25 protein-coding genes are annotated in these 22,264 nt (G+C 60.3%); 13 read left to right on the top strand and 12 right to left on the bottom strand.

Annotation, left to right across the window (positions count from 1 at the left end; genetic code table 11):
* Positions 1-74 precede the first annotated feature (74 nt).
* The 6 genes from B5G03_RS13680 to B5G03_RS13655 form a co-directional block, all read right to left on the bottom strand.
* Positions 75-917: a pseudouridine synthase gene (locus B5G03_RS13680; protein WP_087182245.1), complete on the bottom strand. Its 843-nt coding sequence runs from the start codon at positions 915-917 to the stop codon at positions 75-77.
* Between the two features lie 76 nt (positions 918-993).
* The gene (gene ytfJ / locus B5G03_RS13675) at positions 994-1,389 is read right to left on the bottom strand and encodes a GerW family sporulation protein (protein ID WP_087182244.1); all 396 of its coding nucleotides are present in this window, start codon (positions 1,387-1,389) and stop codon (positions 994-996) included.
* 79 nt (positions 1,390-1,468) lie between these two features.
* On the bottom strand, positions 1,469-2,272 hold the full coding sequence (locus B5G03_RS13670) for a DUF2953 domain-containing protein (RefSeq protein WP_087182243.1): 804 nt from the start codon (positions 2,270-2,272) through the stop codon (positions 1,469-1,471).
* Positions 2,273-2,309: 37 nt separating this feature from the next.
* The gene (scpB, locus tag B5G03_RS13665) at positions 2,310-2,876 is read right to left on the bottom strand and encodes an SMC-Scp complex subunit ScpB (protein ID WP_087182242.1); all 567 of its coding nucleotides are present in this window, start codon (positions 2,874-2,876) and stop codon (positions 2,310-2,312) included.
* A gap of 8 nt (positions 2,877-2,884) precedes the next feature.
* Positions 2,885-3,604 (bottom strand): segregation and condensation protein A, encoded by a 720-nt coding sequence (locus tag B5G03_RS13660; RefSeq protein ID WP_087182241.1) that lies wholly within the window; start codon positions 3,602-3,604, stop codon positions 2,885-2,887.
* Between the two features lie 12 nt (positions 3,605-3,616).
* A complete protein-coding gene (locus B5G03_RS13655; RefSeq protein WP_087182240.1) occupies positions 3,617-4,291 on the bottom strand; it encodes a site-2 protease family protein in 675 nt (224 codons plus the stop codon).
* Between the two features lie 262 nt (positions 4,292-4,553).
* Between B5G03_RS13655 and rpmB the strand changes: the two genes are divergently transcribed.
* The 8 genes from rpmB to B5G03_RS13615 all read left to right on the top strand — a co-directional run bounded on the left by rpmB (position 4,554) and on the right by B5G03_RS13615 (position 10,131).
* A complete protein-coding gene (gene rpmB / locus B5G03_RS13650; protein WP_077138557.1) occupies positions 4,554-4,742 on the top strand; it encodes a 50S ribosomal protein L28 in 189 nt (62 codons plus the stop codon).
* 149 nt (positions 4,743-4,891) lie between these two features.
* Positions 4,892-5,656: an esterase family protein gene (locus tag B5G03_RS13645; protein ID WP_242962461.1), complete on the top strand. Its 765-nt coding sequence runs from the start codon at positions 4,892-4,894 to the stop codon at positions 5,654-5,656.
* Between the two features lie 148 nt (positions 5,657-5,804).
* The gene (locus B5G03_RS13640; RefSeq protein ID WP_162613416.1) at positions 5,805-6,317 is read left to right on the top strand and encodes an RNA polymerase sigma factor; all 513 of its coding nucleotides are present in this window, start codon (positions 5,805-5,807) and stop codon (positions 6,315-6,317) included.
* Positions 6,314-6,862 (top strand): zf-HC2 domain-containing protein, encoded by a 549-nt coding sequence (locus B5G03_RS13635; protein WP_140401709.1) that lies wholly within the window; start codon positions 6,314-6,316, stop codon positions 6,860-6,862. Before B5G03_RS13640 ends, B5G03_RS13635 begins: the two co-directional genes overlap by 4 nt.
* Positions 6,855-7,841 carry a YfjL-like protein gene (locus tag B5G03_RS13630; RefSeq protein ID WP_087182238.1) on the top strand — a complete coding sequence of 329 codons (987 nt, stop codon included), beginning with the start codon at positions 6,855-6,857 and terminating at the stop codon, positions 7,839-7,841. The genes B5G03_RS13635 and B5G03_RS13630 overlap by 8 nt, the downstream gene beginning before the upstream one ends.
* 182 nt (positions 7,842-8,023) lie before the next feature.
* Complete coding sequence (locus tag B5G03_RS13625; protein WP_087182237.1) at positions 8,024-9,010, top strand: diaminopimelate dehydrogenase; 987 nt, start codon at positions 8,024-8,026, stop codon at positions 9,008-9,010.
* A gap of 34 nt (positions 9,011-9,044) precedes the next feature.
* Positions 9,045-9,713, top strand: coding sequence for an MBL fold metallo-hydrolase (locus tag B5G03_RS13620; RefSeq protein WP_087182236.1), 669 nt, complete (start codon positions 9,045-9,047; stop codon positions 9,711-9,713).
* Between the two features lie 46 nt (positions 9,714-9,759).
* On the top strand, positions 9,760-10,131 hold the full coding sequence (locus B5G03_RS13615) for a VOC family protein (protein ID WP_087182235.1): 372 nt from the start codon (positions 9,760-9,762) through the stop codon (positions 10,129-10,131).
* A gap of 77 nt (positions 10,132-10,208) precedes the next feature.
* On the opposite strand, the gene B5G03_RS13610 is transcribed toward B5G03_RS13615, so the two are convergent.
* A complete protein-coding gene (locus B5G03_RS13610) occupies positions 10,209-11,567 on the bottom strand; it encodes an MATE family efflux transporter (RefSeq protein ID WP_087182234.1) in 1,359 nt (452 codons plus the stop codon).
* A 195-nt stretch (positions 11,568-11,762) separates the two neighbouring features.
* On the bottom strand, positions 11,763-12,086 hold the full coding sequence (locus tag B5G03_RS13605) for a hypothetical protein (protein ID WP_140401708.1): 324 nt from the start codon (positions 12,084-12,086) through the stop codon (positions 11,763-11,765).
* Between the two features lie 154 nt (positions 12,087-12,240).
* Between B5G03_RS13605 and B5G03_RS13600 the strand changes: the two genes are divergently transcribed.
* The 3 genes from B5G03_RS13600 to msrB all read left to right on the top strand — a co-directional run bounded on the left by B5G03_RS13600 (position 12,241) and on the right by msrB (position 16,994).
* Complete coding sequence (locus tag B5G03_RS13600) at positions 12,241-13,320, top strand: hypothetical protein (RefSeq protein WP_087182232.1); 1,080 nt, start codon at positions 12,241-12,243, stop codon at positions 13,318-13,320.
* Positions 13,321-13,379: 59 nt separating this feature from the next.
* The gene (locus tag B5G03_RS13595; RefSeq protein ID WP_087182231.1) at positions 13,380-15,722 is read left to right on the top strand and encodes an ATP-dependent DNA helicase; all 2,343 of its coding nucleotides are present in this window, start codon (positions 13,380-13,382) and stop codon (positions 15,720-15,722) included.
* Between the two features lie 306 nt (positions 15,723-16,028).
* The gene (gene msrB, locus B5G03_RS13590; RefSeq protein ID WP_481808419.1) at positions 16,029-16,994 is read left to right on the top strand and encodes a peptide-methionine (R)-S-oxide reductase MsrB; all 966 of its coding nucleotides are present in this window, start codon (positions 16,029-16,031) and stop codon (positions 16,992-16,994) included.
* Positions 16,995-17,065: 71 nt separating this feature from the next.
* Here msrB and B5G03_RS13585 read toward each other — a convergent pair whose 3' ends face one another.
* The 3 genes from B5G03_RS13585 to B5G03_RS13575 form a co-directional block, all read right to left on the bottom strand.
* Positions 17,066-18,010, bottom strand: coding sequence for an NmrA family NAD(P)-binding protein (locus B5G03_RS13585; RefSeq protein WP_087182229.1), 945 nt, complete (start codon positions 18,008-18,010; stop codon positions 17,066-17,068).
* 115 nt (positions 18,011-18,125) lie between these two features.
* A complete protein-coding gene (locus tag B5G03_RS13580; protein ID WP_087182228.1) occupies positions 18,126-19,019 on the bottom strand; it encodes a LysR family transcriptional regulator in 894 nt (297 codons plus the stop codon).
* A 28-nt stretch (positions 19,020-19,047) separates the two neighbouring features.
* Entirely contained in the window at positions 19,048-19,986 is a 939-nt protein-coding gene (locus B5G03_RS13575; RefSeq protein WP_087182227.1) for a DUF7916 family protein, read from the bottom strand.
* 341 nt (positions 19,987-20,327) lie between these two features.
* Here B5G03_RS13575 and B5G03_RS13570 point away from each other — a divergent pair, with 341 nt between their 5' ends.
* On the top strand, positions 20,328-20,834 hold the full coding sequence (locus B5G03_RS13570; RefSeq protein ID WP_087182226.1) for a TetR family transcriptional regulator: 507 nt from the start codon (positions 20,328-20,330) through the stop codon (positions 20,832-20,834).
* Between the two features lie 203 nt (positions 20,835-21,037).
* Positions 21,038-21,517 (top strand): TspO/MBR family protein, encoded by a 480-nt coding sequence (locus B5G03_RS13565; RefSeq protein ID WP_087182225.1) that lies wholly within the window; start codon positions 21,038-21,040, stop codon positions 21,515-21,517.
* 258 nt (positions 21,518-21,775) lie between these two features.
* Here the strand turns inward: B5G03_RS13565 and B5G03_RS13560 are convergent.
* The coding region (locus B5G03_RS13560; RefSeq protein ID WP_162613415.1) for an FAD-dependent oxidoreductase at positions 21,776-22,264 on the bottom strand (489 nt) is incomplete at its 5' end.

Genomic DNA, 22,264 nt, shown 5'->3' with positions numbered 1-22,264 from the left:
TAAGCACAGCAAGGCCCCCGGCCTGCCGCAACATGCGGCGGGCCGGGGGCCTGTTTCATTTGATTCGGGTGCGATCAGCCGCGCCGGGGCCGGCTGGGCCGGGAGGGGGCGGTGCTGCGCTTTTTCTGGTGCTCACGGCGCTGCTCAGCGGCCTCCTGGGCACGCTGGGTCTGAGAGCGGGCCTTGCCCTTCTGGGCGGCGGCGCGCAGTGCGGCCACCTCGCTCTTGGTCAGCTCCCGGTACTGGCCGGGCTGGAGCATACCCAGCTTTACCGCGCCCATGGCGCTGCGGCGCAGGCGGATAACCTCCAGACCTACCGCCTCGCACATGCGGCGAATCTGCCGGTTCTTACCCTCCTTGATGGTCATTTCCATCACGGTGCGGCCCGGCTCATCCACCACCACGTTGATCACCGCGGGCTGGGTGACGCTGCCGTCGTCCAGGGTGACACCCTTGCTCAGAGCGATGATCTGGCTTTCCTCCGCGCGGGGACGCACGGTCACCCGGTAGAGCTTGCTCACGCCGTGGGAGGGGTGCATCATCAGGTTGGCAAAGCCGCCGTCGTTGGTGAGCAGCAGCAGGCCCTCGCTGTCCTTATCCAGACGGCCCACCGGGAATACCCGCACCTGGTAGTCGGCCAGCAGGTCCATCACGGTCTTGCGGCCGCGCTCGTCACTGGTGGTGGTCACAAAGCCCCGGGGCTTGTGCAGCATCAGGTAGTGATATTCCTGCTTTTTCTCCAGGCGCACACGCTGGCCGTCGATGCTCAGGGTGTCCCGGTTCACGTCCATCTTATCGCCCAGGTTCACCGGGTGACCGTTCACCTTCACCCGGCCCTCCAAAATGATCTGCTCCGCTGCGCGGCGGGAGCACATGCCCTGCTCGGCCATTACCTTTTGTACTCGTTCCAATGCCATAATCCGTTCCTCATATTCTCTGTTGGTTGATTGCAGAAAAAGCGGGCGGCAGATGAAACATGCCGCCCGGCTTGGTTTACTGTTTCTGTGCCGGGTCGGCCGCTGCGGCCTCGCCCTTGTTCAGCAGGCCGGTGAGCTTGTCCACCAGCTCGGGCACCATGTTCAGCGCCCGGTCCACGGTGCTGTTGTGGTCCGCCAGCTGGATGGTGCGCACGTTGCCGTCCTTAATGACCAGGAAGGCCACCGGGGTGACCGACACACCCGCGCCACTTCCGCCGCCGAACAGCTCCTTGGTGGTCTTGGCGCCGAAGTCGGAACCGCCGGACGCAAAGCCAAAGGTGACCTTGGACACCGGCAGAATGGTGGTACCCTCCAGTGTGATGGGTTCGCCGATGATGGTGTTGGAGCCAACCATCTCGCGGATCTTGTCCAGGGTGACGCTCATCATACCCTCAAGCGGACGTTCAGCCATAGTCGTTTTCCTCCTGTGATGCAACCGGCCTTTGCAAAGCCGGGGTGTTTCGTTTGTTCCGATATGGGCCGGGCGGCAGTCAAATCAGCTTTTCCCTGCGCAGGCGAAGCAGCGCCCAGACTCCTGTTATTACCATTATAATCAGATGCGACGTGATTTTACAAGAGAAATGTTCCTGCCCCTGGTGCTCGCCGGTGTAATCCGGCTCGATGACCAGCTGCTCCATGCGCAGGTCCAGAAAATTTTGCAGCATGCCAAAACTGGCGCCCAGGCCCGCGTGCACCGCGCCCACCGCCAGTGCAGTGGATGCGGCGGTCTCCCGGTGTACGGGCAGATAGATTTGTATGTGGTGGATCTTGAACCCTTCCAGCAAGCGGCGCAGGATCTGCCCGCCGGTGCGCACCCAGCTGAGCACCCAATCCACGGTTTCCTGCAGCGTTTTTTCCGGTTGCGGCTGCGCCTTGCCCGCCTTTTTCTGCGGCGGCCGGGCAGTGGCTTTGCCGGCCGGCCGGGCGGCAGGCTGAGGCGCTGCCTTTTTCGATTCGGGCCCTTCTGTTTGCGCCTTTTGTGCAGGCGGCGCGGCCGGTTCCGCCGTTTTTTTCTCCGTCTCCTTCATTACCGTTTGCGCGGGCTGCGACTGTGCTACCGCAGGTTTTCCCTTTTTGCGCTTTCGGGGCTTCTTCTTTTTTTTGGGCTTTGCCGGTTTTTCCGGGCGGGGATACAGCTTCACTCGCACCGCCAGCACCCGAAGTGCGGCGGTGAATTTGCCCTGCTCATAGCAGAGCTCGGCAGTCACCGGAACCAGAAGCGCAGCGATGAGCAGCGCCAAAATCACCAGCAAAAGCCACCCGATCCCCTTCAGGATCAGCCATGCAACGGCCATCGGCTCGCCTCCTTACCCATTGTTGCGTATTGATGCGTCAGGCCTGGGCCTCGCCCGCTCCGCCCGCCATCTCCAGCTGGACGCCGTCGCCCTCGTGCAGCGGGGGCAGCTGTTCCAGAGTGGCCAGACCAAAGGTGCGCAGAAACACCTCGGTGGTGCACAGGCTGATGGGCCGGCCGGGCAGATCCAGCCGTCCGGCCTCCTCCACCAGGCCCTTTTCCATCAGCTTTGCGATGGTGGACGAGGAGTCCACGCCGCGCACCTGCTCCACAAATCCGCGGGACACCGGCTGGTTGTAGGCAATGATCGCCAGCACCTCCAGCGCTGCCTGGGAAAGGGGCGTGTTGCGCCGGTTGTCCAGCACCCGCTTGACCGGCTCCTGCACGGCGGTTTTGGTGGCCATCTGCCACTTGTCGCCCAGGGGCAGGATGCACAGACCCCGGTCCGCCTTTTCGTATTCCTTCTGCAGCTGTTCCAGAATGGCCACCGTCTGATCCTTCGGGATCTCCAGCGCCTCGGCGATCTTGTCCGCTCCGATGGCATCGCCATGGGCGAACAAAATGGCCTCCACAGCCGCCTTGTATTCCTTTTCCTTTTGTGTCATGCCTTTTGTCAACTCTCCTGTTTCTTCATCCGGCCCCGGCGCACGGTGAGGGTTTCCTGATCGTCGATCTCAATACGCCCCGCACGGATCAGTTCCAGCACCGCCAGAAAGGTTGCCACCGTCTGGCTGCGGCTGCCGCCCCGATTAAACAGTGCCCGCAGGCTTGCCACCCGGCCGGTGACGATGCTGCGCAGCACGTGCACTACCCGGCTTGCCACCGATACAAAGGGCGCAGTGACCAGCGGTTCAAAGCTCTGCTGGTTAGGCGCGGCCTTGCGGCGCTTGCCCCGGCCTAAAAGCAGCTCCATGGCCTGGGCCAGCAAGGCGGCTTCATGGGTCAGGCGGTAGGTGTTGTCCTGCTCCAATTCCATGGGCGGGCGCACAAAGCTGCAATGGCTGGCGGCCTGTTCGCCCAGCTGGCGGGCCACCTCCTTGCAGGCGCTGTATTCGATCAGCTGGCCGGTGAGCTCTTCCTTCATCCGTTCCGCTTCCTCGCTGCGGGGCAGAAGCAAGAAGCTCTTCATCTGCACCAGACGGGCGGCCATCTCGATGAACTCGCTAGCCACCTCCATCCGGTTTTCCTGCAAGCCGTTGATCAGGCTGGTGTACTGGTCGATCAGCTCCAGAATGGGGATGTCGTAAATGTTCATCTTGTTTTTGCTCACAAGATAGAGCAGCACATCCAGCGGGCCGTCGAATTCTTCCAGGTGGAAGGTCAAAGTCTCCATACCTGTCCCTCCTTACACCGCGATGCCCGCAGCCATATAGACTGCCCGGTCGATGAAGGCGGTAGCGTGGTTCAGGATGCTCCACATGCCGTTGTTCAGCCAGTAGAGGGGCGTATCGAACACGCCAAACATCAGCAGAAGGAACATGCCGATGAAGATCTGACGCTCGTACTGCATCACCTGGAAATACAGCCGCCGGGGCAGAACCAGCAGCAGGATTCGGCTGCCGTCGAAGGGCGGCACCGGCAGCAGGTTGAACACCGCCAGCGACACATTGATGGCTACCATATAATAAAGGAAGTAGAGTACCAGCTCCGCCGCCATACCTGCCGGCAGGAAATAGTATGCCAGCTTATACAGCATCATAGACAGATACGCCAGCAGCAGGTTGGAAATCGGCCCCGCCGCTGCGCTGAGGGCCATGCCCGTTTTGGGATTTTTATACCGCTGGGGGTACACCGGCACCGGTTTGGCCCAGCCGATGCCCACCACGATCATGCACACTGCGCCCAGCAGGTCGAAGTGCGCCATGGGATTGAGCGAAAGCCGCCCCATATTTTTTGCGGTGGGATCGCCAAGCTTGGCGCTGGCCCAGGCGTGGGCGGACTCGTGCACCGGAATGGCCAGCAGCATTGCAAGCCCGCGCATCACCCAGACAAGCAGCTGGGCAGGACTGATCAGACCCATAAAATTCTCCCTTTTCCTTGGTTTGACGCCTTATATAAAATAAGGTAAAATAGACATTCTGAAAACACTGCATGATGCCCGGCGCAAACACAGGGCATATCTGGCAGTTTGCTTTTTATTATAGCGTTTTTTGGGGCCGTTCACAAGCAAAATGGGACTTTTTCAGAGTTTTTCAAAGATATTTTTAAAAAACCCTTGATTTTTCCCTTCCGGCTTGCTATTATATTCTAGCGACTTAAATTAAATCGAGGAGGTGCAGCAAATGGCAAAGTGCAATTGTTGTGGCAAGGGCGTTTCCTTCGGCATCCAGGTTTCCCACTCTCATCGTCGGTCTAACCGCACCTGGAAGGCGAACGTGAAGCGTGTTAAGGCTATTGTAGACGGTTCTCCCAAGTACATCTACGCCTGCACCCGCTGCCTGCGCTCGGGCAAGGTTACCCGCGCTGTTTGATTTTTCAACGCAAAAACTGCCGGTCATCTTCGGATGACCGGCTTTTTTGCGTTCTGCTCTCCTGCCCGCTTGACCGGTCCGCCCTGCCATTCTATAATGAAGGTAATGCAATTCGCGGTGAAGCTTCACCGCTTCGGGAGGGATTTTGCGTGGAGATCCAGTATTACAAGGAACCCAGCCGCTTTTTAAAGCGTGAGATGGAGTTCAAGGTGTTCGGCCATTCCGGCCTGCCCTGCCTGGCATTCGCCTGCGAGGGAGGCCGCTTTTACGATTGGGAGGACCACGGCATGGTGGCCGCGCTGGCCCCGCTGATCGACGCGGGCAAAATTCAGCTGTTCTGCGCCGACAGTGTGGATGCCGAGAGCTGGCTGGGCAGCGGCGAGGGCCGGGCCCGCAGCGAGATGCAGGAGCGCTGGTTCAACTATCTGACGGGCGAGCTGATTCCCCGGGTATTGACTTTGAACGGCGGCACCCGGGAACGAGTGGCTCTGCTGGGCTGCAGCCTGGGCGCGGGCCACGCGCTGAACCTGTATCTGCGCCGGCCGGAGCTTGTGTGCGGCGCGATCTGCCTGTCCGGCAGCTATTCCGCCGCCCCCTGGTTTGGTCCCTATCACGACGATCTGACCCTGCGCAACAGCCCGCTGGAGTATCTGCCCCTGCTGCACACCGAAGGTCTGCCCTCCACCCGGCTGGCGCCCCTGTTCCTGTGCTGCGGCCGCGGCCCCTATGAGGAGGATTTTCTGGCCGACACCCGGGCCATGGCGCAGGCTCTGACCGACCGGCGCATGCCCGCCTTTGTAGACTACTGGGGCGAGGATGTGAGCCACGACTGGCCCTGGTGGGCAAAGCAGGCCGCTTACTTTTTGCCCCAGCTGCTGCAGCAGCTGACCAGTAAGACAAAACCCACCGCATAAACCCATTCCGCCGAGCTTTCGGGGCCCGGCGGAATTTTTTTGTGTTTTTTGTAACGGATGGCAGTGCCCGCCGTCTAATAGAGCGAAACGGCTGTTTTACATCATGGTCCGGGATACTGCCCCGGACAGACGGAAAGGAGGGGTGCGCTTGCAGGCCCTGGAAGAATTGTATCAGCTTTACAGCCCGGACATCTACCGCTATCTCTGCGGGCTCACCCACGACCCTGTCTGGGCGGAGGACCTGCTCAGCGAGACCTTTTTGAAGGCGGTGCGCGCCTTCGGCCGCTTCGAGGGCCGCAGCAGCGTGAAGACCTGGCTGTTCGCCATCGCCCGCAACGTGTGGGTGGACGCACTGCGCCGCAAACGGCCCACGCTTTCCTTCGACGATATGCTGGCCGGGTATCTGGAACAGGATATGCCGGACCCCCGGGGTCTGGAGGAAGAATGCGACACCCGGGATCTGGCCCGCCGGGCCCGGCTGCTGCTGGAGGACTGCAAGCCCAACGCCCGCACCGTTCTTCTGATGCGGGCCCAGGGTTACTCCTTCGCCGAGATCGCCCAGGCATGCGGCATCACTGAGAATTCCGCTCGTATGCTGAACTTTCGCACCCGCAACTGGCTGCGGGAACAACTGAACCTAGAGGAGGGATCGATGCAATGAGCAAAGGCATCGTGTCAGACATTTCCTGCGATGTGTGCAGGGACCTGATCCCGCTGGTGGCTGACGGCGTCGCCAGTGAGGACAGCGAAACCCTGGTGCGCGGGCATGTGGCCCACTGCCCTGCCTGCCAAGCCTATCTGGATTCCGGCGGCATGCAGCTGCCCCCGCCGGAACCAGATGCCGCCCGAGTGCTGGGGCGCATCCAGCGCAAACTGCTGGTCCAAAGTGCCGTGATGGCCGTGGCCGGGTTTGCGGTGTGCCTGGCCCTGGCAAACGGGCCGTTCCTGACCTGGGGCCTGCCCGCACTGGGCGCGCTGGGCTATGTATTTCTGCGCCGCAGCGTCTGGTTTGCGGCCGTCATCAGCGCCATTCCCATGGCCCTGGTACTCCTGTTCATCACCCCGGACCGCAATTCTCTGATGCAGGCCGGGCTGTATCTGGCAGCATTGCTGGTGGGCGCGCTCATCGCAAAGCTGCTGCACTTCGCCTTCGGCGGGCTTCGCCGGGGCAAATCCGACCCAAAGGAGGAATCTTTGGATGAATAAGATCAAATGGCCTGACCTGCCCCAAATCCGGCGCACTCCCCTCACCCGAATTGCCGCCGCTCTGGTCGCGCTGGTACTCATCGTCGGCCTGGTACTGATCGTAGGCCAACAGGTGGGCAACCCGTTCTCCGCCCGGTGGACGGTACACGCCATCAACGACGCATTGCAGGCCACATACCCCGGCGAGGGTTATGTGGTGGGCAACGCCCGTTACACCTACGCGGACGGCAAGCATCGCTACGTCTGCCCGGTGTACCAAACTGGTGAAGATGATGTGGGCTTTTCCGCCTACCTGAGCAGCGGTCAGGTCTACACCAACCGCTCCCTGACAGTGGACAGCGGTCTGAACACTTTCAACCGGCTGCGCAATGAACTGGCCAGACAGCTGGATACCAGCCAGCTGTGCCGAGATCTGAAGGGCCGCTCCCCTTATGAGACCACCCTCACCTTCTACCCGGAGAACAACGACCAGGTGTTCGAGTCACAGAATCCTCTGTTCCGGGTGGGGATGGAGTTTTTCGCCGATGATTTGCCCCTGCCTACTGTGCTGTATACAGGCTTTCACAGCGCAGACCGGGAGCCGCCTGAGGTCAATCTGGAGGAAGCTGCCGCCTATCTGGTTGCGCTGAAACAGGCTGCCGCCAACCAGGGGCTGGCATACGATTACTACTCCGCCACCATCTATGGCCGGAATACCACCTGGCTGCTGCTGGATGTACCCGCCGAAGCCATTCCGGACCAGCTGCCAGAAGAAAATGCCGCTGGGGAAGAAACCGACAGCGAAACCGCAGCAGAGAGCACCACCCCGGAACCGGGCAGCTTCGACGCGCTGGTGGCACTGCTGCAGAAACGCATCACGCAGAACGGGCAGACCTCACCTGCTGTGGCGGATGCTTCCCCCGCAACCGGCGCCCGCAGCCTGAGCGAGCAGCGGTTTTCTCTGCTGTACAGCGAGGACAGCCGCTTTCAGCCGCTGTGATCATAACAAATTGCATCTGCCCTATTTCAAAACGCCCTGTGTGCCGCACTCTGGCACCCAGGGCGTTTCTTTTCCCAATGCAGTTCTTTTTTGTTCCCGCTTTCTCTCACTTCTCAATCGCCTTTCATTCATGCTATAATAGAACAAATATTTTATAAAAAACCAATGGAGGGAGCTTACTTATGGCGATTCGGATTGGTATTTTTGGTTACGGCAATCTGGGCCGGGGCACCGAGTGCGCGGTGCGCCAGAACCCGGACCTGGAGCTGGCGGCGATCTTCACCCGGCGGGACCCGGCCAGCATTTCTCCCCTGACTGAGGGCGTACCGGTGGTAGCGGCAAGCGACGCGGCCGACTGGGCCGGTAAGATCGACGTGATGATTCTGTGCGGCGGCAGCGCCACCGACCTGCCGGTACAGACCCCTGAGCTGGCCCGCTGGTTCAATCTGGTGGACAGCTTTGACACCCATGCCAAAATTCCCGAGCACTTTGCCGCGGTGGACGCCGCCGCAAAAGCTGCGGGCACCACTGCCCTGATCAGCGGCGGCTGGGACCCGGGCCTGTTCTCGCTGAACCGGGTATACGCCGAGGCCATCCTGCCCCAGGGCGGCACCTATACCTTCTGGGGCAAGGGCGTGAGCCAGGGCCACTCCGACGCCATCCGCCGCATTGAGGGCGTGGAGGATGCCCGCCAGTACACCGTACCGGTGCCCGAGGCTTTGGAGCAGGTACGCGCCGGTCAGCGGCCCACCCTGACCACCCGGCAAAAGCACACTCGGGAATGCTATGTGGCCGCGAAGCCCGGGGCAGATCTTGCTCGCATTGAGCAGGAGATCAAGACCATGCCCAACTATTTTGCGGACTACGACACCACCGTCACCTTTGTGAGCCTGGAGCAGCTGCGCGCTGAGCACAGCGGTCTGCCCCATGGCGGCAGCGTACTGCGCAGCGGCCTGACCGGCTGGAATGAGGAACACACCGCCACGGTGGAATACAGCCTGAAGCTGGACTCCAATCCGGAATTCACCGCCAGCGTGCTGGCAGCCTGCGCCCGTGCGGTACACCGGATGCACACCGCCGGGCAGACCGGCTGCAAGACCATTCTGGACGTTCCGCCTGCCCTGCTCAGCCCTCTGAGCGGCGAGGAACTGCGCCGTCAGCTGCTGTAAGCCGGAGCGCAACATTCATCCCCAAGGAGATTTTATGAAGATCACTCACATCTGCCACAGCTGCTTTCTGGTGGAGCTGGACCACACTCTGCTGCTGTTTGACTACTTCCAGGGCCCGCTGCCCCCGCTGGATGCAGAAAAGACCTTGTTCGTCTTTTCCTCCCACCGGCACCACGACCACTACTCCCCCGCTGTGTGGGAGCTGAACGAGAGCCATCCCAACGTATTTTATGTGCTGGACGAGAACATTCCCGCCCGGCGCTCGGCCAATGTGCTGCCCGCCGCGCCCCGCAGCCGGTACGACTGGCAGGGCCTTCACATTGAGACCCTGCGCTCCACCGATGAGGGCTGCGCCTTTCTGGTGCGGGCCGAGGGGTTATGGTTCTACCATGCGGGCGATCTGAACTGGTGGCACTGGGAGGGCGAACCGGACCAGCAGAACGCCTGGCACGACAAGGCTTTCCACGAGGAGCTGGACCGCATCCGGGGCCGCTTTTTCGACGCGGCTTTTGTTCCGCTGGACCCCCGGCAGGAGGAAAACGCCTGGTGGGGTTTCGTGGACTTTTTAAAGGCCTGCCGCTGCGACAATGTGTTCCCCATGCATTGCTTCGACAACCGGGCCGGGATGCTGGCCTACCTGAAGCGGCCGGAGCTTGCGCCCTATCTTGCCCGCATTCGCGCGGAAGAGGTGTGGCAGGGCTAAGGCGGCACCCACTTTTATCAATCCATTCCAGAAAGGAATTTTTGCAATGAAATTCAAAATGATCCACGAAAACTACAACGTCTATGACCTGGGCCGCTCAATGGAGTTCTACGAAAAGGCTCTGGGCCTGAAGGAAGTGCGGCGCATCACTGCCAAGGACGATTCCTTCATCATCGTCTACCTGGCCAACGAGGAGAGCGACTTCCAACTGGAGCTCACCTGGATGCGGGACATGGACCGCCCCTACAACCTGGGCGACTGCGAGTTCCACCTGGCCTTCCGCACCGACGATTTCGAGGCCGCCCACGTCCTGCACAAGGAGATGGGCTGCATCTGCTTTGAGAACAAAGCCATGGGCATCTACTTCATCCAGGACCCGGACGGCTACTGGCTGGAGATTCTGCCTGCCAAGCACTGATTTTAACGCGCACAAAAGCGCCCACACAAGCTGCCGGACCGGCAGCCGCGCGGGCGCTTTTTCCATCTCTTTCTTTTTTATTCCATGGTCCCGTCGATGCGGCGCATCATGCTTCGGTAGAGCACCACCGCAGCCAGCGCGGCCAGAGTCTCGGCCACCGGGAAAGACGCCCACACGCCATTCAGCTCCCAGAAGCGGGAAAACACCAGTGCCAGCGGCGGAATGACCACCAGCTGCCGGATGAGCGACACCGCCAGCGACTGCATTCCCTTGCCCAAAGCCTCAAAACATCCGGCCAGCACGGTACCGAAGGTGGAGACCAGGAAGCCCAGACTGGTGATGCGCAGCATGGGCACACCGATGGCCACCATGGCGCTGTCCGCGTCGAAGAGGGCCATGATCTGTTCCGGCAGCAGCCAGGCGATCAGGGTGCCCAGCGCCATGATCGCGGCGGTGAGAGTCAGGCTCCAGCGGATGGTGGAATGCATCCGGTGCTTCTGACGCGCGCCGTAGTTGTAGCTCACGATGGGGCGCATCCCCTGGATCAGACCGTTGGCAGGCATGTACACAAAGGTCTGCAGCTTGAAGTACAGGCCGAACACTGCCACGGCCAGCGCGTGCAGCTCCACCAGCAGAGCGTTCAGCACACCCACCAGCAGGCTGGGCATGGCGGTCATCAGGCAGGAGGGCACGCCCACGCCGTAGATCTTGCAGGCGATGTTCCAGTCCACCTTCATGTCCTTGCGGGTAATATGCATACCGGTTTTGGCCCGGAAGAAATAGATCATCGCCATGGTGCAGGCGGTCATCTGCCCGGCCACGGTGGCCACCGCAGCACCCGCCACGCCCATGCGGGGCGCACCCAGCAGGCCGAAGATCAGGATGGGGTCCAGCACGATGTTCACAATTGCGCCCACGCCCTGCAAAATCATGGGCACGAACATGTTGCCCACCGACTGCAGCAGTTTCTCAATGTAGATGTGGAACAGGCTGCCGAAAGCAAGACAGATAACGATGCGGGTGTACACCAGGCTCATGGCCAGCACCTGCTCATCGGTGGTGAACAGCCGCAGGAAGGGCTCACTGCCAAACAGGCCGATCAGCAAAAACGCCAGCGCGTGAATGCCGGTGAACACCATACCCATAGAGGCGGCTTTGTCCACGCTGCGCTGATCCCCCTGGCCCAGGCTACGGGCAACAAAGGCATTGGAGCCCACGCCGTAGCCCACCGCTACCGCCAGCACCAGATTCTGCAGCGGATAGGCCAGCGAAACGGCGGTGAGGGCATCGCTGCTCAGGCGGGCGACGAAGATGCTGTCCACCACGTTGTACAGCGACTGGCTCAGCATGGATAAAATGGGCGGCAGCGACATGCTCACCAGCAACGGCAGTACCGGCCGGCTGCCCATGGGGTTCTGGTTGATTCGTTCGGTCATTCCGGTTCCTCCTTGGCACAAAAAAACAGGGCTACAATCCCCTGTTTGTGAATCAGAAACAGGAAAATTTATAGCCCTGCGGTTTTTCGCATATTAAATTGCCGGTCACAAATCCCCGGCGTTTCGGCGGGTATTATAATAGCACCCCGCCCGGCTGCTTGTCAAGTGGAAATTTGCGGAATTTTTTCGCCCGTATCAGCGCAGCAGACGGATGTAGCCCACCAGGGGAACCGGCTGCTCCTTGTCCTGTACGGCGTAGACCAGGCCCAGAATCCAGAGCACCAGACCCAGCAGGCTTACCAGATTCAACGCCAGCATCACGATCCAGCCCACCAGCGGAATCCAGCCCAGAACCCAGCTTGCCACCGAGGAGACTACCCGCAGCACCAGGAAAAACAGGTTCAGCACCAGTGCCTGATTCAGATGGAACCGGGAATTATACCGGTCGCCCACAAAGTAGGCCAGAAACCAGCCCACCAGCGTGAGATATGCCACAATATTCGTTGCTTTTCGATCCATAAATCCACCTCATGTTGAAAACCGGCCGGTTTCGGGCTGGTTCGACAAATCATTTCTTCTGATTATACCAGTCCGTCAGTCACTTTGCAACACCGCCCGCCGCACACCCTCACACCGCTCCGCATAGGATGGGCCAAAAGTGAGGTGTTGCGGGATGAAAAAACTTTCAAATACCATGGCAAACAACGCGGATTTCTTTATGGGCGCTCTGGGGCCGAAGGGGTTCCAAGGGTACTTTGACTGGCTGGACACCCAGGAACAGGTACCTCTGTATCTGATCAAAGCGGGCCCCGGCTGCGGCAAAAGCACCCTGATGAACCGTCTGGCCCAGGCCAGCCCCCTGCCGGTGGAGCGCATTCACTGCTCCTCCGACCCGGACAGTCTGGACGGGGTGATCTTCTCCAAGCCCCGGGCGGCCATCATTGACGCCACCGCCCCCCATGTGGTGGAGCCTGCTTATCCCGGCGCGGTGCAGCAGGTGGTGGACCTGCACCATGTGCTGGACACGGATTACCTGACCACCCACCGGGGCGAGATCGTGGCCCTGTTCCGCCGCTGCTCCGCTTTGCAGGAACAGGCAGGCCGGTCCATCCGGGCAGCCGCCGCCCTTTTGGAGGACAGCCGCCGTCTGGTTGCACCGCTGGTGAACGAGGAAAAGCTTCTGGGCTGGGCCCGGCGGCTGGGTTCCCGCAGGTTGCCCCGCACCGGCCACTCCGGCAGCGAGAGCATCCGTCTGCTGAGCGCCGTAACCCCCAAGGGTCGGATGGTCTTTTTGAACACGGTGGAGACCCTGGCCAGCGAATGCATCGTACTGCACGACGAGCAGGGTGCGGCGGCCCCGCTGGCGCTGGCCCTACTGCGCCAGATCGCGCTGGAACGGGGCTATGCCATCATCACCTGCCCCTGCCCGCTGCGGGAGAACGTGATCGACCATCTGTTTATCCCGGAGCTGCGCCTTGCCTTTTTGACCGGAAATTCCTGGCATCCCATGGATCTGACAAACCGGCAGAACATACACTGCACCCGTTTTCTGGAAAAGGGTGGGTTGCGCAGCCTGCGTGCCCGGCTGCGGTTTGACCGAAAAGCGGCAGCCGAGCTGCTGGAGCTTGCCAGCGAGGCCCAGCGGCAGGCCAAGGCTAGCCACGACGAGCTGGAGGGCTACTACCGCACAGCGGCGGATTTCTCCCAGCTGGACGAAATCGCCGCACAGCTGACCAAAACCCTGTTTGCGTGACCGAGCGCCCCTTTTGTGATACAATGGTTTCAATGTGTATCGCAGGAGGGGCTTTTTCCATGGAACAAATCCATCTATCGGTGCGGCAGCTGGTGGAGTTTCTATTGCAGACCGGCAGCATCGACAGCCGGTTCACCGGCTTTGACCGTGCCAATGAGGGCGCGCGCATCCACCGGCGGCTGCAAAAGCAGGCCGGGCCCGGCTACGAGGCCGAGGTCTACCTGAAGCAGGAATACACTGTGGAAGAGGTGGACTATCTGGTGGATGGCCGGGCGGATGGCATCTTCACCGATGAGGACGGCCTGACCGTGGTGGATGAGATCAAGACTGTGACCACTCCCACCGACCAGATCCACGAGGACATGAACCCGGTGCACTGGGCCCAGGGGCAGGTATACGCGGCCATCTACGCCCGGCAGCACGGGCTGGATGCCATCGCGGTGCGGCTGACCTATTTTCAGGTAGACGACGAGGTGGTGGTGGATTTCCGCCGGGAATTCACCGCCCGCCAGCTGGAGGACTTTGTGCTGGATCTGCTGGCCCGGTATGCCCCCTGGGCCAAGCGGGCCGCCGCCTGGCAGGTGACCCGAGGCGAGGCGCTGCAAACGCTGCGGTTCCCCTTTGAGGAATACCGGGCGGGCCAGTACGCTCTGGCAGGGGCGGTGTACCGGACCCTGCGGGACAAGGGCCGTCTGCTCTGCCAGGCGCCCACCGGCATCGGCAAAACCATGAGCACCCTGTTTCCCGCTCTCAAGGCCATGGGCGAGGGCTGCGGCGAGCGGGTATTTTATCTCACCGCCCGCACCACCACCCGGCAGGCGGCGGAGGATGCGCTGGCCTTGCTGCGCAAAAGCCAGCCCTGCCTTTCGCTGAAAAGCATTACTCTCACCGCCAAGGACACCATCTGCCTGCTGGAGCAGCGGGAATGCACTCCCGAGGCCTGCCCCTACGCCAACGGCTACTACGACCGCATCCGGGATGCCCTGTGGCAGGCGCTGGACGAAAACGAGTTCACCCGCGCCGCTCTGGAGAACCTGGCCCGGCGCTTCACCGTCTGCCCCTTCGAGCTGGGGCTGGACCTCTCGCTCTGGTGCGATGTGATCGTGGGAGATTACAACTACCTGTTCGACCCGGTGGTCAGCCTGAAGCGCTTTTTTGAGAGCGGCGGCGACTATCTGTTCCTGGTGGACGAGGCCCACAACCTGCCGGACCGGGCCCGGGAGATGCACTCGGCCAGCCTTTTAAAAAGCCAAGTATTGGAGGCCCGCAAGGCCCTGGGCAAGGGCAAAAGCAAGCTGAAAACCGCTCTGGGCAAACTGAATGACGAATTCGTGGAGCTGCGCCGTCAGTGCGACGAGGCGGAAAACCGCACCTTCTTTGAAAAGGAAGCCCGCACCGGGTTGAACCGGGTAATCAGCCGGGTCACCGGCCCCATGGAGGAATGGCTCACTGAGCACCGGGAAGGCACCGCTCATGACCTGATCCTGGCTCTTTACTTCGAGCTGCGGGGATACCTGCGGGTGGCCGAACGGTACGATGACCACTATGTGACCCAGATGGCAGCCTTCGGCACCGACGTGCGCATCAGTCAGCTCTGCCTGGACCCCAGCGCCTTTCTGGACCAGAGCTTTTCCAGCGGGCGGGGCGCGGTGCTGTTCAGCGCCACCCTGTCCCCCATGGATTATTACCGGGACATTCTGGGCTGCGCCGAAGCCCGCTGCGCCGCGCTGCCCAGCCCCTTCCCCACCGAAAACCTGGGCCTGTTCTGTGCCGCGGACGTGAGCACCCGCTACAAGGACCGGCAACAGAGCATCGAACCAGTAGCCCAGTATCTCTACGAAATGTGCCGGGGCCGTACCGGCAATTACATGGCCTTTTTCCCCAGCTACAGCTATCTGACCCAGGTACTGGAGCGCTTCGAGGAACTGTTTCCCGGCGTTCGAACCCTGGTGCAGCAGCCGGGCATGGATGAGCAGGCCCGTAAGGATTTTCTGGACGCCTTCCAGCCGGACGCCACCGAGACTCTTCTGGGCTTCGGTGTGATGGGCGGCGTGTTCGGCGAGGGCGTGGACCTGGCGGGCGAGCGGCTGATCGGCACTGCCATCGTGGGCGTGGGGCTGCCCCAGGTGAATCCCCGGCAGGAAATCCTGCGGGATTACTTTGAAGAGAGCCGGGGCAGCGGCTTTGCCTACGCCTACCAGTACCCGGGCTTCAACAAGGTGCTGCAGGCGGCGGGGCGGGTCATCCGCACCCCGAAGGACAAGGGCGTGGTGCTGCTCATCGACAGCCGCTTTTCCCGGGCGGAATACCGCCATCTCTTCCCCAGCCACTGGGCTCACTGCCGCTGGCTCTACGGCCCGGACCAGCTGGCCGATCAGCTGCAAGGCTTCTGGGGCCCGTGAAAACACACCTCCCCTTTTCCTGCTTTTCAGCGCAGATTTTGCCCTGGAGAGCACGGAAAGGGTCTTTATTTTTCCTATCAGCATAGTATAATTAAGCCATTCATCCCGGCACTGCGGCCGGTGCATTCCGCTCCCGGCCGTACCGGAAGGAAAGGAGACTCTACCATGCACCGAACGTTATTGGCAAGCCTGCTTGCCGCAGCAATCCTGCTGAGTGGCTGCAGCCGTCCGATGGACACCGCGCCGCAACCCGCAAGCAGTGAAATCGGTTCGCCGCAAAGCGAATCAGAACAGGAGGTTATGAAGATGGAATCCACCGAAAACGTAATTTATCTGGCCGGGGGCTGCTTCTGGGGCATCGAACAGCTGATGCAGTCCATTCCCGGCGTGATTGATGCCCAGAGCGGCTACGCCAACGGCTCCGGCGAAGCCGAAGCTAACTACCCCATCGTATCCACCGGCAAAACCGGATTCCGGGAAACGGTTCGGGTGGAATATGACCCGGAGCAGGTAAGCCTGGACGCACTGCTGCTGGCCTACTTCTATGTGATCGATCCCACCGTGGAAAACCGGCAGGGCAACGATGTGGGCACCCAGTACCAGACCGGCGTTTACTACACAAACGACAAGGCCAAGGAAACGGTGGAGCGCATCGCGGAGATTGAGCGCAGCCGGAGCCGACAGTTCAAGGTGGAGATCGGCCCGCTGGTGAACTTCTACCCTGCTGAGGAATATCATCAGGACTATCTGGCAAAGAACCCCAACGGCTACTGTCACATCCCCCTTGCGGAGATGAAGCTGTTTTCCAGCCTGCGCATCGACCCGGGCGATTACCAGAAACCCGCGGCGGAAGCCATTCGGGACAAGCTGACCAGCGAGCAGTACCGAGTCACCCAGCAAAACGGCACCGAGCACCCCTTTGCCAACGAATTCTGGGACCAGTTTGAAAAGGGCATTTATGTGGACGTGGTCACCGGCGAGCCGCTGTTCTCCTCCACCGACAAATTTGAGAGCGGCTGCGGCTGGCCCGCTTTTTCCAAGCCCATTGAGGAGCCCGCTGTGGTGGAGCTGCCGGACGACAGCCACGGCATGCACCGCACCGAGGTGCGCAGCCGCTCCGGCGACTCTCATCTGGGCCACGTGTTCACCGGGGACCCCGAGTCTCCCAACGGGGTACGGTACTGCATCAACAGCGCATCACTGCGCTTTGTCCCCTACGCAAAGATGGAAGCGGAAGGCTACGGCTATCTGCTGGATCTATTTGAAGAATAAACCCGCATTTCCATAAAAAATGCCCCGGCTCTTCGCAAAGAGCCGGGGCATTTGTGGTTATTGGGAACCGATCAGTTGTCCTTGGAATGACGCTCGCCGATCTGGAACTCATCGGAATGCTGGAACATGTACAGCACCGTCATGGGGTCCTGGCCGGTCAGCTTCTTGTAGTCGTCGGTGAAGGTGTCCATCTTGCCTTCCCGGATGGCCTGGGCAAAGGTGACCATGCCGTCCGAGGAGAAGGGAGCCTCGCTGTCCTTTTTGAACACACCGTCGGTGGTGCGGGGTACGCCCATGGCGTCGAAGATCTGGTAGTTCTCTTCGTCGGTGATCTCCTGATAACGCACGCTGTTGCCGGTGGCCTGGTTGCCGTATTCGATGAACTGGGAAATGGTCATCAGCTCGGGACCGTTGATGTCCAGCGTGGCGTGGCTGTATTCCGCACCGCGATGCAGCGCATAAGCAACAGCCTTGGCGCAGTCCTTGCGGGAGATGTAAGCCATCTTGCCGTCGCCCTGGCTGTTCTTGAGCACGCCGTCCAGCTTCACATAGGTGAAGTAGTTGGTGATCATGGCCTCGGCGTACTGGGAGTTGCGCAGGAAGATGTAATCCAGACCGGCCTGCTTGATGTACTCCTCGGTGTAGATGTGGTCCTTCTTTTCCACGCTGGGGTTGGTCTCGTCGCCCGCGTTCACCAGAGAGGTGTAAACAATCTGCTTCACACCGGCCTGCTTGGCAGCGTCCACCACGTTCTTGTGGGCATTCTGCCGCTTGGCGCCCACGAAGGGCATGGAGATCAGCGCCAGACGCTCAGCACCGGCGAAGGCCTCGGCCAGGCCGTCCGGGCTGTTGAAGTTGGTCACACGGGTCTCAACGCCCATGGCGGCGTATTTGTCCAGTGTCTGCTGGCTGTAGCCGCAGAAAATCAGCTGAGAGGGCTCTTCCAGCGTGAGAAGAACCTCCGCCGCATAGCCGCCCAGATTGCCGTCCACACCGGTCAGTAACAGTTTGCCCATAAGAATCTGCCTCCTTGAGAATATAAGTGTTTGCCGCCCGAATGACCCGGGCGTTCGATTTGTTTTTATTTTAACACCACATTCTCACCGGTTACAAAGACAAAAACGCAATGGGTTATTCGCTTTTCAAATAGGCGGCAAGCTCCTCCACAAACAGGTCAAGCGAGGGGTTCTCGCCCGAGCGGTATTTCATTTCCAGCTGGAACCGGTGGTGCGAGCCTTCAATGGGAATGCGCCGCATCCGCCCGGCATACTCCTGAGGGAAATAATTGTCCGGCACAAAACCGATGAGGCCCTCGGTGAGAATGAGAAACAGCTCTCCATCCATATCATTGGCGGTGCGCTGGATGTTGGGGTAGTAGCCGTCCTGCCGGGCGTGCTCCAGCATCCCCTCATAAGAGCGGCCGATCACATGGGGCGACAGCATCACCAGCGGATAGTGATACAGCTCGTCGGTCCGGATGGCGTCCCGGCCGAACAGCGGATGCCCCTCGGGCACCAGCGCCTGATACCCACCCTGATACATGGTCAGCGATTCCAGTTGACCGGTATATTCCGGTTCAAAGTCGATGCCTATAACCGCATCGCACCGGCGGACCCAAAGCGCCTTGGAAGCCTCCTTGAAGGTGGCCTGCTCCACATCCACGGCTACGTCCGGGTGCCGGGTCTTGAAGCCGGTCACAAAGGGCAGCAGAATCTGCAGATCAATCTTGGAGGTATAGCAAAGGCGCACCGGCAGCGCCGCGTTCCGGTCCAGGACCGCCAGTCCCTCTTTGATGCGCTGGTACTGCCGCAGCAGTGCCTTGGCATCCTGGTAAAAGCGGGTCCCGGCGGCGGTGGGCTGGATGGGCAGAGTTGTGCGGTCAAAAAGCTTGACCTGCAGCTCCTCTTCCAGACTGTTGATGAACTGGGTCACCGAAGTCTGGGAGATATAATTGTTACGGGCGGTCTTTGTATAGCTGCGGGTCTCGTACAGATCAATGAAATAGGGCAGCTTTTCGATCTTCAACGGGCTGTTTCACCTTCCCTTCTCCTGTTCAGTTCCTGGGCTTGCGGGCCAGCGAGGCCGCCATGCGCCGGTAGGTGTGGCGGATGCCTCGAATGGCCACACTGTAGGCCATGATATTCTCCGGCAGGGCCATACCCACATAGCCGGAATCGCCGATGTGGTGGATATCGGTGCCGGTCATCTTGCACTCCAGAGCAATCTGGCGGATGGTGGCGGTGTCTGCTCCCTCCTGGGAGGTGCCGATGGCGGTGATGGTCAGGCAGCCCAGGCTGTGGGCATAGCTGACCAGACCGCGCACATACTCGGTGGTGATGCCGGGCACGGTGCCGGGTGCAGGCAGCAGGATGATGTCCGCCCCTGCCTTGCTGAAGGCTTCCACATCCGCTTTGGTGATGATGTTCTCGCCGCCCTCGCCCACAACGCCGGAGGCATGCATCTTACCCGCCGCCAGCACGATGCCGTCGCCCACCTGGGCGCGGATGCTTTCCAGCGAATGCACAATGGCTTCGTTGCTCACTCCATTGCCCGGGTTGCCGGTGAGCACGATCAGGTCCACCCCCATCTCCATGGCTCGCTGGGCGTTCTCCGCTGTGGCGTAACGGCCGCGGCTCATCGCCCAGATGCTCTCCCCATTCTGGGCGCACACGGCCGGGTCCACCGGCTCCAGATTGATGCCGATCATCCGGCCGGTGAGCTCCTTCACCCGGCGCACCACGTCTTCGGGGCGGGTCTCAGGCAGGCCCACGATGCGGGGCTCCCATACATCGAACATATTCAAAAGCAGCAGGTCCGCACCCATGGAGGCGGCGAACTCCGCATTGGTCACATCGCTGAGCAGCGGCGGGGTGATGCCGATGGTCTCGGCTGCAAGCACTCGGCCCTCGCTGCCTGCCACTGCCTGCAGCAACTCCTTTGCGGTCAGAGAGGCAAGCTCTGCCGGAAGCAGGTCCAACACACGTTTTGTCATGATGATACGCTCCATTCCGCCGCCCAGCTTTTGGCGGCTGATGATTTGCCGGGAAACACGCCCGGCTGTTTGCTTTAAGTATGCCCTATGGGCCTGCGGCTGTCAACCTGGCTCTTTTTCTGCTGCAAAACCACCGAACCGTTTTGACTTTTAGCTTACCGCTTCTTTACAGACTTGTCTCTTTTTTAAGTCTCTGCCGCATAATTTCCATTTTTCCCCAATACTTTAACAAGATAAACAACTTTTCAACACTTGACGTAACAGTTGTTACGTTATAGAATAGACAAGCAGGGCAAACCACCAGGTTGGCCCGGAGCTTGCTATGCTTATGGAGGCCAATTATGCCCAATGCTCGCAACAGTGAAATCTGCCAGCAGACCAAGGATTCCATCGCCAACGCGGCGGTGGACCTTCTGTTGCTGGATGCCGACCTTTCGGTGAGTCTTTTGTGCCGCCAGGCCGGAGTTTCCCGCAATGCCTTTTACCGGAATTTTGATTCCATTGAAGAAGTAGTCGGGTATTATCTGCGCTCCCGCTGGATTCGCTACGCATCTTCCCTGCCGGACCGGCGGGACCTGCTGGACTCCCCCGGCCGGTATCTGATCATCTACATCTACGGCCAGCGGCCCCTGCTGCGCAGCCTGCGGCAAAAACAGATGCTGGGCGTATTGGAGGAGATGTTTCTGGAGGTACTGGGACCAGACGAGGGTACTCCGCCCAGCCTGCGCTACCACCGCAACGGCATGGCGTTTCTGATCTACGGCCTGGTGCGCACCATGATCGAGAACGACTTCACCGAGACCCCGGAAGAGGTGTTCCAGCTGATGGACTCGGTTTCCGGAAAATAACATTTTCAAAACGTGCTGCTTTTCCCACAGAGCGGCACGTTTTCTTTTGCCCCGTTGTTCGCACAACCGCTCTTTTCGCCCAAACGCTGTATGATAAAAGTAACCTCCAAAAGCAAGATCGCCCCGGGGGATTTTTCCGCATATACTAGGAATACCGGCGCTGCATTCTGCCCGGACATCCTCCACTGAAAGGCGGTATCGTTATGAAACAGCGGCTTTCCCGCGCCCTTCCCTTCGCACTTTTTCCGGCCATTGCCCTTGGCACTGGCTGGCTTTCCAGCACACTCACCCGGTATGGGCTGGAAAATGTCTATCCCACTTTGCTCAAATCCGCCCTCACCCCTCCCGGCTACGTATTTCCCATCACCTGGACCATTCTGTACATTCTGATGGGCATCGGCATGGCGCTGGTCTGGAACAAAAGCCCTCAGGACCGGGTGCCCACGCTTCGGCTTTGGGGCTTCCAGCTGATTCTGAATTTCTTCTGGAGCATCCTGTTCTTTGGCTGGAACAATCCGCTGGGGGCGCTGATCTGCCTGGTCGCACTCTTCCTGGTAGTGCTTCTCATGACACTGCGGTTTTACTCCGTAAGCCCCGCTGCCTCCTGGTTACAGGTGCCCTACCTGCTGTGGCTGCTCTTTGCAGGCTACCTGAACGGTGCGGTGTGGTTTTTGAACCGCTGAACCTTCTTTTCTAATAAAACAAACGCCAAAGGCCCTGGGTTCCAACTGGAACCGCGGGGCCTTTGGCTTCTATTACAATGGCTTTTTTGGGGATATCTTACTTGTTCTTGCTCTTGATGTACTCGTCGATGGCCTTGGCAGCATGCTTAGCGGAGGGATCAGCGTTTTTGCGCAGGCAAAAACGCCCCGGAGCGGGCCTCGCTTTGCCAAAAGCAAAGCGAAGAAAAAAGATTTACGGTTTTCATACAACCGCCGCTCTTACTTGTTTTTAATGTATTTGTCAATGGCTTTTGCCGCATGTTTGCCAGCGCCCATGGCCAGGATAACAGTAGCAGCACCGGTCACGGCGTCACCGCCGGCGTACACGCCCTCGCGGCTGGTCAGACCGTCGTCGCCGTTGGTCACAATGCAGCCGTGGCGGTTGGTCTCCAGGCCGGGAGTGGTGGAGCGGATCAGCGGGTTCGGGCTGGTACCGATGGACATGATCATGGTGTCCACATCCAGCACGAAGTTGCTGTCCTTCTTCTCCACGGGACGGCGGCGGCCGCTGTCATCGGGCTCGCCCAGCTCCATCTCCACGCATTCCATACCGGCTACGCAGCCGTTCTCGTCGCCCAGAACGCGTACGGGGTTGGTGAGCAGCTTGAAGATGATGCCCTCTTCCTCGGCATGCTCCACCTCTTCCTTACGGGCGGGCAGCTCTTCCATGCCGCGGCGGTACACGATGTAAACGTTCTCGGCGCCCAG

The organism is Gemmiger sp. An50 (assembly GCF_002161595.1).
Lineage (GTDB): Bacteria > Bacillota > Clostridia > Oscillospirales > Ruminococcaceae > Allofournierella.
This window is presented reverse-complemented; position numbering and strand designations above follow the sequence as displayed.